At 74.0% G+C, this 13441-nt stretch carries 10 protein-coding genes; 7 read left to right on the top strand and 3 right to left on the bottom strand.

What is annotated here, in order from left to right; translation table 11 throughout:
- The first annotated feature begins 109 nt into the window (after positions 1–109).
- From ACX9I7_RS26845 to ACX9I7_RS26830, 4 genes are all read left to right on the top strand, one after another.
- Complete coding sequence (locus ACX9I7_RS26845) at positions 110–2821, top strand: M4 family metallopeptidase (protein ID WP_459388790.1); 2712 nt, start codon at positions 110–112, stop codon at positions 2819–2821.
- Between the two features lie 122 nt (positions 2822–2943).
- Positions 2944–3705, top strand: coding sequence for a DeoR/GlpR family DNA-binding transcription regulator (locus ACX9I7_RS26840; protein ID WP_358634710.1), 762 nt, complete (start codon positions 2944–2946; stop codon positions 3703–3705).
- Positions 3702–4691 (top strand): 1-phosphofructokinase, encoded by a 990-nt coding sequence (gene pfkB / locus ACX9I7_RS26835; protein WP_459388789.1) that lies wholly within the window; start codon positions 3702–3704, stop codon positions 4689–4691. The genes ACX9I7_RS26840 and pfkB overlap by 4 nt, the downstream gene beginning before the upstream one ends.
- Positions 4688–6874 carry a fructose-specific PTS transporter subunit EIIC gene (locus ACX9I7_RS26830; RefSeq protein ID WP_459388788.1) on the top strand — a complete coding sequence of 729 codons (2187 nt, stop codon included), beginning with the start codon at positions 4688–4690 and terminating at the stop codon, positions 6872–6874. Before pfkB ends, ACX9I7_RS26830 begins: the two co-directional genes overlap by 4 nt.
- 76 nt (positions 6875–6950) lie before the next feature.
- On the opposite strand, the gene ACX9I7_RS26825 is transcribed toward ACX9I7_RS26830, so the two are convergent.
- Together ACX9I7_RS26825 and ACX9I7_RS26820 are read right to left on the bottom strand one after the other, a co-directional pair.
- Positions 6951–7301 (bottom strand): peptidase inhibitor family I36 protein, encoded by a 351-nt coding sequence (locus tag ACX9I7_RS26825; RefSeq protein WP_358633480.1) that lies wholly within the window; start codon positions 7299–7301, stop codon positions 6951–6953.
- Between the two features lie 147 nt (positions 7302–7448).
- Positions 7449–7889, bottom strand: coding sequence for a MarR family winged helix-turn-helix transcriptional regulator (locus tag ACX9I7_RS26820; RefSeq protein WP_229820023.1), 441 nt, complete (start codon positions 7887–7889; stop codon positions 7449–7451).
- 80 nt (positions 7890–7969) lie between these two features.
- Between ACX9I7_RS26820 and ACX9I7_RS26815 the strand changes: the two genes are divergently transcribed.
- Together ACX9I7_RS26815 and ACX9I7_RS26810 are read left to right on the top strand one after the other, a co-directional pair.
- Positions 7970–9013: a hypothetical protein gene (locus tag ACX9I7_RS26815; protein WP_387570269.1), complete on the top strand. Its 1044-nt coding sequence runs from the start codon at positions 7970–7972 to the stop codon at positions 9011–9013.
- Positions 9014–9102: 89 nt separating this feature from the next.
- The gene (locus tag ACX9I7_RS26810) at positions 9103–9939 is read left to right on the top strand and encodes an SAM-dependent methyltransferase (RefSeq protein ID WP_459388787.1); all 837 of its coding nucleotides are present in this window, start codon (positions 9103–9105) and stop codon (positions 9937–9939) included.
- A gap of 18 nt (positions 9940–9957) precedes the next feature.
- Here the strand turns inward: ACX9I7_RS26810 and ACX9I7_RS26805 are convergent, their stop codons facing one another.
- On the bottom strand, positions 9958–11622 hold the full coding sequence (locus ACX9I7_RS26805) for an APC family permease (RefSeq protein WP_387569903.1): 1665 nt from the start codon (positions 11620–11622) through the stop codon (positions 9958–9960).
- A 449-nt stretch (positions 11623–12071) separates the two neighbouring features.
- On the opposite strand from ACX9I7_RS26805, the gene ACX9I7_RS26800 reads away from it, so the two are divergent.
- Entirely contained in the window at positions 12072–13376 is a 1305-nt protein-coding gene (locus ACX9I7_RS26800) for a CAP domain-containing protein (RefSeq protein ID WP_459388786.1), read from the top strand.
- The last annotated feature ends 65 nt before the right edge of the window (positions 13377–13441 follow it).

The raw sequence follows: 13441 nt of genomic DNA, 5'->3' as shown, positions 1-13441 counted from the left end.
GATCAAGGCCTGATTCCACTCGCGCAGTCACCCGGCCCATTGATGGGCCGACGCACCACCGCTTGCATGGCTCCACCCACAGTTGTTCCTGCTGTCGGAGGGGGAAACCTTGCGCGAGCCCAGAGCACGGACGGCAAGACGGACAGCAAGACCGAGAGCTTCACTCACGAGTGCGGCGGCGCTGATCAGCGCCGCCGCACTCGTCGTCTCGGCGGCGCCCGCCGACGCGGCCACCGGGCCGACGACGGCGGCCACCGGGAGCGCGGTGGACGTGGCGCTCGGCCATCTCACTGCCCAGGGGAAGCGTGACCTGGCGCCCCTGCGGACCACCGCCTCCGGAACCTCGGAGACGGTGCGGTTCCAGCAGAAACACCGGGGTGTGGACGTCCTCGGCGGGCAGTACATCGTCCGCATGAAGCGTCAGAACGGTAAACGGGTCGTGACCGGAACGTCCGGCAAGTACTTCACAGCGCTGACCACCGGCACCACGCCCGAGGTGAGTGAGGAAATCGCTGTCGAGCGAGCCGTCGACGCCACGCTCACACGGCTCGACGCCCGGCAGGCACAAGAGGAGCCGCTGACCGGCACCGCGCGCGGCCTGGTCGTCCTGCCCAGGGGTACGGGCGTGCTCGCCCGGCACGTCACCGTGCGCGGCACGGACCCGGCCTCCGGGGCGCCGGTGCTGGACGAGGTCTACATCGACGCCGCCGACGGCTACCCGGTCCTCGAGTACAGCAGTATCAGGACGTTCGACGTGCCCTCGTACCGCTTCCCCACCGGCCCGTACGACTCCAACGGCACCCCCGACGCGCCCCGGCCGCCCGCGCCGGGGACCGCGACGCCGGGCTCCGGCGTCAGGGCGGACGGGACGACCGTCGAGCTGCGGCTGGACCGCGACGAGGCGCGCAAGGAATACGTCATGCGCGACTACTCCCGGGCACGGGACGGCGGCGGGAAGCCCATCACCACCTGGGACGCACGCCGGAGGAGCGCCGACGAGTTGGCCGGCACCTGGCCGACCGGCCTCAAGGAGTTCGGCTCGGCGACCCCGGCCTTCGGCAAGGAGGCCACCGAGACCGGCGCGGTCGACGCCCACTGGGCGGCGGGCAAGGTCCACGACTACTACTTGTCCGTCCTCGGCCGGGACGGCATCGACGGCCGGGGCATGGCGGTCGACTCCCTGGTGGGCGTCTGGGACTACGGGCACCCGCTCAAGAACGCCTTCTGGGCCGGCTCCAAGGCGGCGTACGGCAACGGTGACGCGGAGTACCGCCCGTTCTCCGCCGCCCTGGACGTGGTCGGCCACGTGATGACGCAGGGCGTGGTCGAGCGCACCGCCGGGCTCGTCTACGCGGGCCAGTCCGGAGCGCTCGCCGGGGCGATCGCGGACTACTTCGGTGCCGCCGTCAAGACCGACGCCCGGGGCACGTCCATGGACGACCCCGCGTCGGGACTGCTGGGCGACACGCTGTGCCGCACCAAATCCCCGCGCGAGTGCGCCGTCCGGGACATGAACGACGGCAGGACGACCGCCACGTCCTTCCTCGGCGTGGGCTTCGCCACCGACAACGGCGGCGTCCACCTCAACTCCACCATCTTCTCCGGCGCCCTCTGGGACATCCGCAAGGACCTGGACCGCACCCTCGCCGACAGGATCGTCCACCGGGCGCTCACCGCCTATATGACCCCGCTGGACGGCTTCACCGAGGGCCGTGACGCCGTCATCGCCGCCGCCGGGGAACTCGGCGTCACGGGCAAGGATCTGAGGGCCGTCGAACGGGCCTTCACGGCCCACGGCATCGTCCCCGGCTGGGAGCTCGCCATCGGCGTGGACTCCGACCGCCTCCTCGGCAGGGTCACCAGCAGCAGGACGAACGTGGGCGCGGGCGGCGGCTGGTGGGTCGCGCCGGCGTCGAACGAGAGCGGCACCGAGGCCAACTCGGTCTGGGCCGGGCGTACGGACGGCACGGGTGAGAAGAAGCTGATCAGCCCCCATGACGGCCGGAACCACGTCGAGCCGGCCACCGACGGCAGGACGGTGGTCTGGGTGGCGTACCGGGGCAACCGGGTGGAGGTCCTGGCGCGGCCGATCGCCGGCGGGCCCGTCAAGAAGCTGTACGCCGACCGGCACGGAGTCCACGCGCCGCGGGTCGAGGGGAAGGACGTGGTCTTCGAGATCGGTCTGCGCAAGGGCGGCAACCGCGTGGTGTACCTGCGCATCGGTGAGATCGGGCCGACGGAGGTCCAGCCGGCGTCGGGCAAGCTCTGGGCCGAGACGGCACGGCCGTCCCTGAGCGACGGCCGGATCGCCTACACCGACTCGGGCCGCGTCCAGGGCGTCTACCGCCAGGACACCAAACTGCTGGACATCGCGACCGGCAAGGTGACGGTGCTGCCGCAGATCGGTACGCCGCACGGCCTGGGGCGGACCGCGATCACGAGCAAACACGTCTTCTGGCTGGTCAAGGACGTCAAGGACAGCGCCCGGACGGCCGTGCGGCGGGTGGGCCTCGACGGCACGGGCGTCGTGGACATCAGCCCGGGGCAGGGTGAGGACGCGCTGTACGGCGTGGGTCTCACGGCCTCCGAGGACGCGGTGACCGTCACGTCGAGGACGCCGGACAGCGCCCTCCGCAACGAGACGCTGTCCAAGCTGTGGCAGTTCTCGACCGACGGCTCGCGCAAGGGCCGCGTCTCCTGCGACCGGGGTGAGCAGTTGGGGGCGGCCGCCGCGGGTGGCACCCGGGTGGTGTGGATCGACGCCACCACCGGGTACCCCGACCTCGTCACCCGGTCGCGGCCGGCCGGTGAATGCGGCTGACGCTCCGCATGCGATGCCCGACCATGCCCGTTTGATTGCCCGTTTCTGTTTACTTCGCTGCCATCCTGCCACTAGGGTGAGCGGAAACCACAGATTCGGGCATCGAACGGAAGTAATCCCTCATGTACGCACCCGAGCGTCAGCAGGAGATCCTGCGCCTCGCCCGCGAGCGCGGCCGGGTGGAGGTGCTCTCCCTCGCCGAGGACTTCCGGGTCACCGCCGAGACCGTGCGGCGCGACCTCAAGGCCCTCGACCGGGCCGGGCTCGTCCGGCGGGTCCACGGCGGCGCCATCCCCGCCGGGCGGCTCGACTTCGAGCCGGACCTCGCCGAGCGCGAGACCACGGCGGCGGACGAGAAGGACGCCATCGCACGGGCCGCGCTCGCCGAGCTCCCCGCCGACGGCAGCGTGATCATCGACGCGGGCACGACGGCCGCCCGCCTCGCCGGGCTGCTCCCCCTGGACTCCTCCCTCACCGTCGTCACCCATGCCCTGCCGGTCGCCGCCCGGCTGGCCGACCACCCGGGCATCGCGCTGCACCTGGTCGGTGGCCGGGTGCGGCGCCGGACGCGCGCCGCCGTGGACGAGTGGGCGCTGCGCGCGTACGCCGAGATCCACGCGGACGTCGCCTTCCTGGCGACCAACGGCTTCTCGCTGGACGGCGGTCTGACCACGCCCGATCTGGCGGAGGCCGCCGTCAAGCGGGCGGTGACGGGGGCGGCGCGGCGGGTGGTCCTGCTCGCCGACTCCGGCAAGTACGGCAGGCGGCACTTCGCGCGCTTCGGCGACCTGGCCGACGTGGATGTGGTCGTCACCGACGCGGGCCTGTCGGCCGAGGACGCCCGGGCCGTCGAGCTGGCCGGGCCGGCGGTGGTCCGCGCGTGATCGTCACCGTCACTCCCAATCCCAGCCTGGACCGCACCTTCGAGGTGCCCCGGCTGGAGCGCGGCGCGGTGTTGCGGGCCGGTGCCGACCGGGTGGACCCCGGTGGCAAGGGCGTCAACGTCTCGCGTGCCGTGGCGGCCGCCGGGCGGCGCACGGTCGCGGTGCTGCCGCTCGGCGGCGCGGAGGGCGAGCTGCTGGAGCGGCTGCTGGACGGGCACGGCATCGAGGTGGCGGGCGTGCCCGTCCACGGCTCGACGCGCGTGAACGTCGCCGTGGCCGAGCCGGACGGCACCCTCACCAAGATCAACGCCGCGGGTCCCGTGCTGGCCACGGCCGAGGCGGACGCCCTGCTCGCCGCCGTGGGGGCACGCTCGGCCCATGCGGAGTGGGTGGCCTGCTGCGGGAGCCTGCCGCGCGGCCTGGCCCCCGAGTGGTACGGGCGGCTGGTGGCCGCCGCGCACGCGGGCGGGTCCCGGATCGCGCTGGACACCTCGGGGCCCGCGCTCACCGCGGCCCTGCGGGAGCGCCCGGACGTCGTCAAGCCCAACGTCCACGAGCTCGCCCAGGCCGTCGGCCGTCCGCTGACCACGATCGGCGACGTGGCCGACGCGGCGGCCGAGCTGCGGACCCTGGGCGCGCGGGCGGTCCTGGCCAGCCTCGGCGCGGACGGGCAGTTGCTGGTCGACGACAGCGGTACGCACTTCGGGACGGCGCCCGTCGCCGTCGTGCGCAGCGATGTCGGAGCGGGTGACGCGTCCCTGGCCGGCTTCCTCACCGCCGGGGGGAGCGGCCCCGCCGCCCTGGCCTCGGCCCTCGCGCACGGCGCGGCGGCCGTGGGGCTGCCCGGCAGCGTGATGCCGGGTCCGGCCGATCTCGTGCCGGAGGCGGTGACGGTCACGGCGACGGTGCCGTACGACCGCGCGCTGGCCGACGGTCCACCACCACCGCCCGACGGGCGTCAGCGCGTGCAAGGGAGCCCGCGATGAGTGAACTGATCACTGCCGGACTGGTCGATCTGGACCTGTCCGCCGGTACGAAGGAAGCGGCGGCGCGCTCGCTCGCCGAACGGATGCGGGCGCTGGGCCGCGTCACGGATCTGGAGGGCTTCCTGGCCGACGTGGCCGCGCGCGAGGCCCAGATGCCGACGGGACTCGACGGCGGCATCGGCATCCCCCACTGCCGCAGCGAGCACGTCACCGAGCCCACCCTGACCTTCGGCCGCGCGTCCGCCGGGATCGACTTCGGGGCGCCGGACGGCCCGGCGGACCTGATCTTCCTGATAGCCGCCCCTGCGGGCGCCAACAGCGACCACCTCACCATCCTGTCGGCGCTGGCGCGGCAGCTGATGGACCCGGAGTTCACGACCGCCCTGCGGGCGGCGGAGAGCGCGGAGGCGGTCGCCGCGCTGCTGCGCGGTGACGCGCCTCCGGCGCGGGAGGAGGCCCGGGCTGGCCAGCCGCCCGGGCTGCGGGCCCCGGCCGGGGCACCGGCCACGGCCACGGCCCGGCGCCCGGAGTTGGCCGCAACCCCGGAGACAGCCCAGGCCCCCGCCCCGGCCGGGGCTCCGGAGCCGGCCACGGCCTCGGAGACTGCCCCGCGCCCGGGCGTGGCCGGGACCGTGGAAACCGCCCAGGCACCCGACCCGGTCGGTGCCCCCCGCGTCGGCGAGGCCGCCGTACAGCCGGCCGTGGCCGAGCCGGCGGCATCCGCCATGGGCGGCGGCCGCGGGCCGCGGCCGTTTCGGATCGTCGCTGTCACGTCCTGCCCGACCGGGATCGCGCACACCTATATGGCGGCCGAGGCCCTGCGGCGGGCCGCCGGGGAGGCGGGGGTGGAGATCGCCGTCGAGACGCAGGGCTCCGCCGGGTTCACGCGGCTCGATCCGGCGGTCGTCGCGGCGGCCGACGGTGTGATCCTCGCCCATGACGTGGAGGTGCGGGAGCGGGCCCGTTTCGCGGGCAAGCCCACCGTGGACGTCGGGGTGAAGGCGGGCGTCAACCGGCCCGGCGAGCTGATCGCCGAGGTCCGCGCGGCGGCGCGCCCGGCCGCCGTGCCCATGGACGCCGGGGCCCGGGCGGGCGACGGATTCGGCACCCGGCTGCGCACGTGGCTGATGACGGGCGTGAGCCACATGGTGCCGTTCGTCGCGGCGGGCGGTCTGCTGATCGCCCTGGCCTTCGCCGTCGGGGGCTACCAGGTGAACAAGGCACCGTCCGTCGCCGACCACTTCCTGTGGACCGAGTCCGCGAGCTGGGCCGCGCTGTTCTTCCAGACCGGTGGGGCCGCCTTCGCGTTCCTGGTGCCGGTGCTGGCGGGCTACATCGCCTACGGGATGGCCGACCGGCCCGGTCTCGTGCCCGGTTTCGTCGGCGGGTCGATCGCCCTCACCGTGAACGCGGGCTTCCTGGGCGGGCTGATCGCCGGTCTCCTCGCCGGGACGGCCGTCCTGGGCGTCCGGCGGGTGGCCGTGCCGCCCGCGCTGCGCGGCATCATGCCCGTGGTGGTGATTCCGCTGCTCTCGTCGGCGGTGGTCGGGTTCCTGATGTTCCTGGTGGTCGGCAAGCCGGTCGCCGCGCTGCAGAAGGCGCTCACCGACTGGCTGGGCGGCCTGTCGGGGACGAACGCGGTCGTCCTGGGCGCGGTGCTGGGCCTGATGATGTGCTTCGACCTCGGCGGCCCGCTGAACAAGTGCGCGTACACCTTCGCGGTCGGCGGGCTGGCCGACCCCAACGCGGGCAGCCTGAAGGTGATGGCGGCGGTCATGGCGGCCGGGATGGTGCCGCCGCTGGCGATGGCCCTGGCCACGGCCGTGCGCGGCCGGCTGTTCACCCGCGCCGAGCGGGAGAACGGGAAGGCCGCGTGGGTGCTGGGCGCCTCCTTCATCACCGAGGGCGCGATCCCCTTCGCGGCGGCGGATCCCCTGCGGGTGATCCCGTCCGCGATGGCGGGCGGCGCGGTGACGGGCGCTCTGTCCATGGCGTTCGGCTGCACCCTGCGGGCCCCGCACGGTGGCGCCTTCGTCGTCCCGCTGATCGGGCAGCCGCTGCTGTACCTCGTCGCGATCGCGGCGGGCACGGCGGTCGGCGCGGCGCTGGTCGTCCTCCTCAAGGGGCTGCGCGACCAGGAGCCGGAGGCGGAGACGTCAGCGGCGGCGGTGGCCGCCGCCTGACGTCGCCGCTGGCGCGCCGCCTGCGGGCCCCGGCCTCCCCCGCCGGGACCCGCAGGCGTTTCAGCGGGTCACCGCGTCAGCAGTTGCCTCCGTTGACCCCGTCGATCCGGCCCCCGAAGTCGCCCCCGTACGCCCTGCGCCAGTCACCGTTGTGCACCTGGCGGGTCTCCTTCGGGTCCCAGTTGATGAAGCAGGCGTCGGTGCTCGCCACGAAGGAGCCGACGTTGTCGTGGAGGGCCGGGGGCATGTCCCGGTAGCCGCTGGAGGCCGTCCACTCCCAGCTGGAGCCGTGGTAGTCCGAGCCGCTGAAGAAGCAGACCGAGCCGCTGGGGCAGGCCGGTGGGCCGGCCGCCGGGGCGGCGAAGGCGCTGGTGGCGGGCAGGATGAGCGCGATGAGGGACATGGTGACGGCGGAGACGATTCGCATGGTGCGTCCTTTTCTGCGACGGTCACGGAAGGCGGCGGCGGTGTCCTGAAGCAGTCGCTTCACCGCCACCGACAGCGACATCATCCGCACCCTTGGTGAGCACCGTCGAGCGCTTCGATCACCGTCGAAGACCGCTCCCGGCGACGCCTACGCGCCCCCGGACGAATCGTGCGCCGCGTTGTAGCGCAGGAGCTGGGCGGCGAAGCCGGCGAGGTCGTCCTCGTTCCAGTCGGCGAGGCGCTCCTGGAAGGCCGCGTGGCGTCGCGCGGCGACCTGGGCGAGGGTCTCCCGGCCCGCCGCCGTGAGATGGAGCACCTGAACGCGCTGGTCGTCGGGGTCGACGCGGCGTTCGACGAGGTCGAGGCGCTCCAGCGTGGCGATCTGCCGGCTGACCGTGGACTTGTCCAGGAGGTAGTGGGCCGCGAGGTCGGTGGCGCGGCAGCCCCGCTGGTCCTCGAGGTGGGAGAGCAGGGTGTAGGAGACCAGGGAGAGCTCGGGGTGCATCCGCGCCGCCGAGGCGCGGGCGCGGCGGGCGAAGGCGGTCAGCTCCCGCTGGATGATCTCCACGGACTCGTCACGGTGGGGCACGGGGACTCCTTTCAGGCCATGTGGTTGTAGAGTACAACTTGAAGGAAGAGTTGCATTTGCCAACTATCTTGAGGGTGTCGATGAGATCCACCAACGGCGGCGCACTGCGTCATGTGCTGACCCACCTGCTCACCCCCCTGCTGATGTGCGTCGGCATGGGCCTCGCCTACCTGGGCGCGTTCGCCCACCCGGAGCCCCACCGGCTGCCCGTCGCGGTCGTGGGCTCCGGCACCGGCACCCAGGTGCTCGCGCAGACCATCGGCGACAAGGCGGGCGACCGCCTGGCCGTACGGACCGTCGCCGACCGCGAGGAGGCGGTCCGGCAGCTCAAGGACCAGAAGATCTTCGGCGCGTACCTGCCCGGCAAGCGCTCCCCCGAGCTGCTGACCGCCTCGGCCGGCTCGGACACCACGGCCGTCGCCGTGCAGAAGGTCTTCCAGCCCGTGGCCGCGCGCCAGGGCGCCCCGCTGAAGGTCACCGACGTGGTGCCGCCCGCCGAGGGCGACCCCACCGGACAGGGCATCTTCTTCCTGCTGGTCGCGCTGAGCATCGGCTCGTACGCCTCCGTCGCCGTGATCGGCGGAGCGGGCGCGGTGCTGCCGATGCGGCTGCGGATCGCGCTCGCCGGTGCCATGTCGCTCGTCGTCAGTGTGATCGGCGCGGTCTTCGCCGGGCCCGTCTTCCACCTGGTCGACCAGGGCCTGCCGGGGCTGTGGGCCATGGCGTGGGTCTACTCGGCGGGCGTCCTGCTCGTCGGCACCGGGCTCCACACCTTCCTCAAGCGCTGGACGACGCTGGGCGTGATGGTCCTCTTCGTCATGCTCAACTTCACCAGCGCGGGCGGCGTCTACCGCCCCGAGCTGCAGAACGGCTTCTTCGCCGCGCTGCACTCCTTCTGGAACGGCGCCGGGTTCGTCGAGGGCGTACGCAGCCTCGTCTACTTCGACCACGCGGGCCTGGGCGGGCACGTGTGGACGCTGGCGCTGTGGCTGCTCGCCGGCGTCGTGGCCGTCTGCGCGGCCTGGGCCACCGAGGCCCGGCGCGCCCGGCCCGCGGCGCCCGTGGCCCCCGCGGCGGCCGCCGAGGCCGCGGAGGAGGAGATGGAGGAGGCCGTGGGGGTCTGAGCGACACCGCCCGAGCGCGCCCGCCGGACCCGGCGGGCGCGCGGGCGCTCGTCACGGTCCCCGGCCGCGCCGGTGGGCATCCTGCCCCCATGACCACATCGGAACCCGCCACCGGGCCCACCCGGGCCGCGTCGTTCAGCCCCGTCAGCAGGACGGCCCTGGCCGTCGCCCGGGTCCGGGCACGGGAGAGCGAACGCCCGGACGCCCTCTTCACGGACCCTTACGCCGCCGCGTTCCTCACCGCCGCCGGATACCCCGCCGAGCCGGCCGTACGGCCCGGTCCGTACGCCACCGCCATCGCCCATCACACGGTGATCCGCACCCGCTTCTACGACGACTTCCTGCTGGCCGCGAGCGCGGCCGGGTGCCGTCAGACGGTCCTGCTGGCCGCCGGGCTGGACACCCGGGCCCACCGGCTGGACTGGCCGGAGGGGGTGCGCCTCTTCGAGCTGGACCTGCCGCCCGTGCTGGCCTTCAAGGAGGACGTCCTGGCCGGGCGGGCGGCCCGGCCGCGCTGCGCCCGCACGGCGGTGCCGGCCGACCTGCTGTCGCCCGAGTGGCCCGGCCTGCTGGTCGAGGCGGGCTTCGACCCGGCCGTGCGGACGGCCTGGCTGGCCGAGGGACTCCTGGTGTATCTCACGGAGGAGCAGGCCACCGGCCTGCTCCTCGCCCTGGGCGGGCTGTCCCGGCCGGGTGACCGGCTCGCCCTGGAGCGCGGCCGGGACCTCCCGCCGACCGACGCCGAACCGGGACTGGCGCACATCGCCCCGCTCTGGCTGGGCGGCCTGGGGCCGGGCCTCGGCGACTGGCTCGGCGCCAACGGCTGGGACGTGGCCACCCACCCCATCGAGGAACTGTCGGCGACATACGGCCGCCCCGGGACCGGTCCGGCCCGGGGCGGCTTCCACAGCGCGACGCGCCGCTGAACGGCGCGGCGGCCGTCGTCAGGCGGCGGTGACCGCCACGGGCTCGGCGGCCTTCCGCTCGTCCTCGGTCCCGGGCGCGGGCCGGGCCCCGCCGTCGAGCACCGGGTCGGGGTCCGGCAGCCCGGCGTGGTGGGCCCGGACGCCCGCGCGGACCGCCCAGAAGTAGAAGCCCAGGGCCGACACGCCCACCAGGGCGATGTCGAGGCCGCCCGGGATCACCCCGTGACCGCCGAACTCCGCACTGCCCAGCGCCGACAGCGCCGAGAGCCACAGCAGGAACGCGGCCATCCACCAGGCCGGCGCGAACTGCTTGCGCAGGTCCTTCTCGCCCCGGCGGCGCAGCACGATCGCGGCGATCGGCACCGAGAGCAGGGTGAGGACGGCGACCTTGCCGGTGTTGGGCCACTTCGACCAGTACAGGGCGCAGGCCGCGAAGGCGAAGATCAGGGGACAGAGGACCTTGGCGGCCGGGAGCCGGAAGGGGCGGGGCAGCTCGGGCTTGGTCTGCCGGAAGACGCCGACGGCGATGGGGCCCATGAGGTAGGAGACGACCATCGCGGCGGAGACGACGCTGGCCAGGGCCTCCCAGCTGTGGCCGATGGTCAGCAGCAGGAGGACGGAGAAGCCCAGGTTGAGCCACATGGCGGGGCGGGCGACGCCGTAGCGGGGGTGGACCTCGGCGATCTTCTTGGGGAAGAAGCCGGTCTCGGCGAGGTTCTGCGCCAGGTAGGCGGAGGAGGCGACGTTGCCGATGTTGGCGCCGTTGGGCGAGATGAAGGCGCCGAACTGGAGCATGGTGACGACCCAGTGGAGCATCAGCAGCTTGGCGAGGTCGGCGAAGGGGGAGGCGAAGTTGACGCCGCTCCAGCCGCCGGCCTCGGCGAGCTTCTCGGGGGGTACGGCGCCGAGGAAGGCCACCTGGAGGGCCAGGTAGATCACCAGGCCGAGGGAGAGCGCGCCGACGAGCGCGAGCGGGATGGCGCGGCCGGGGTTCTTGGCGTTGCCGCCGAGGTTGACGACGGCCTGGAAGCCGTTGAAGGCGAAGACGACGCCGGAGGCGGTGACGGCGGTGAGGACGGCCGACCAGCCGTTGGGGGCGAAGCCGCCGTGGGCGGTGAAGTTGTCCGTGTGGAAGCCGGAGGCGATGAGCGCGCCGACCGCGAGGACGGGGATGGCGAACTTGACCAGGGTCAGGAGGTTGTTGGCGCGCGCCAGCAGCTCGACCGACCAGTAGCAGGCCAGCCACAGGGCGAAGGTCAGGAGCAGGGCCGTCGCGATGCCCGTGCCGGTGAGGTGGCCGTCGGCGACCAGGCCCTTGGCCCAGCCGAAGCTCCAGGAGGACATGTACTGGGTGCCCGCGATGGCCTCGATGGGGATCAGCGAGGCGGTGGCGATCCACACGGCCCAGCCGGTGATGAAGCCCAGCACCGGGCCGTGGGAGATGGAGCCGAAGCGGGCCATGGCGCCCGGCAGCGGATAGGCGGCGCCCACCTCGGCGTACGTCATGGCGATCATGCCGATGAAGATCGCGCCGATCACCCAGGCGACCAGGGCGGCGGGCCCGGCCACCTGGGCCGCCTGACCGGCTCCGAAGAGCCAGCCGGAGCCGAAGATCGACCCCAGGCCTATCATGATCAGGGCGAAAAGGCTGAGGCCTTTCCTGTTGGCCGCGCTCATGTCCACGAGCTGTTTTTCCGTTCTGCCGGGAGACAAGGACTGGAAGTCCCTACGCGCCTCTTCGGCGTTCGGCTGCCGGGGTCGTTCCACCGGCTCGCGCCGATGGACGGCGACGCCTGTCGAACTGAACGGGGATCAGTCGCCGACACCGCGTACCGGCCTGTTGGGCTTCGCCGGGATCGGCCCCGGGAACGGACACCGGGTACGACGCGACGAGCCCTGGGGCTGCCCCCGAAGCGGTTCGGGAACGGTCCGGGCTCGCTGACGACGAGATGGCCGAGGACGCGATAGCGACGCCGGTCATACTACGCCAACCAGGAGTAACACCTCCAATCGCGCCGCCCGCCCGGCCCGTGCGGACGCCGGGAACCCCCGTCGTCCGCCGGGCGTTCCTCCGGCACATACCTCGATCCGGGGCGGGTGGCAGCCCGCCTCCCTCACCAAGGGCGGACCAGGTGCGCGACCTCACTTCCGGAGGGAACCTTCCGCTGCCGGACGGGCCGGTGTCGGTCCGGGTGCCCGGCCCGTTCGACATCTCGGCACTGATCACCGGGGACGACGGAAAGGTCTCCGGCGACGGCGACTTCGTCTTCTACAACCAGCCCACCGTCCCCGGCGCCCGCCTCGCGCCCGGCGGGCTCACGGTGGATCCGCGGCGGCTGCGGCCCGGCGCGACCCGGGTCACCGTGGTCGTCACCCCCGCCGAACCCGGTGCCGGGCTCGGCGGACTGCCCGCGCCCGTCCTGTGCGTCGACGCCGGCGGCCGGGGCGCGCTCGCCCGGTTCGCGCCCGCGCGGCCGGTCCACGAGACGGTGCTGCTGCTCGCCGAGCTCTACCGGCGCGGGCCGCAGTGGAAGCTGCGCGCGCTCGGCCAGGGGTACGCGGACGGGCTGGCGGGCCTCGTCCGCGACTTCGGCATCGAGGTGACGGAGGACCGCGCGGAGCCCGACGGCGGAGCCGACGGCCCGGCCCCCGACGCCGACCCGGCCACGACGGCGCTGGTCAACGCCGTCCGCCGGCGCGTCGGCGCTCCCCCGCTGACCTCGGACGCCCGTCTCGTGGCGGCGGCCCGGGCGCACGCGGAGGCCATGGCCGCCCAGCGGCGCCTGGACGCCACGGGCCCTGACGGGTCCTCGGTCTTCCAGCGGGTCACCGCCGGGGGCTACGCGTACGTGCGGATGGCGGAGCACCTGGTGTCCGGGCCGCGTACCGTCGACGCGTTCCTGGACTACTGCCTCGCCGAGGGCCGGGCGCGGGACGGCCATCCGGCGCACGACCCGGCCTTCACCCACGTGGGCATCGCCCACGCCGTCGCGGCCTCGGGTGACATGTACTGGACGGCGCTATGGGCCGAGCAGCTGACCGACGGGAGCTTGGCGCGCACGGTGGCGGAGGTCCTGGCGCTCACCAACGCGGAACGGGCCGCCGCCGGTCTGCCGCCGCTGGCCGCCGACGCCCGGCTGGCCGCGGCGGCCCAGTCGTACAGCACGGACATGGCCGCGCGCGGCTTCTACTCCCACACCTCCCCCGAGGGCACCGAGCCCTGGGACCGGGCGGCGGCCACCGGGGCGCGCCACCGGGGCATCGGCGAGAACATCGCGTGCGGGCAGCGCTCCCCCACCGAGGTCGTCCGCGGCTGGATGGACAGCCCCGGTCACCGCGCGAACATCCTCAAGCCCGGGTTCACCCACCTCGGCGTGGGCTACGCGGGCGGCGGCCCGGCCGGTACGTACTGGACGCAGCTCTTCGGCATGGCCTGAGCCGGGCGGGGCGCGACGCAGCCGGATACCGACTGTCGGCGTGCGCGTGGCGCGCCGATGCTGGA

The organism is Streptomyces sp. L500, from assembly GCF_054551825.1.
Note: the sequence above shows the minus strand (reverse complement) of the source record. Positions and strands in the feature narration are given on the sequence as shown.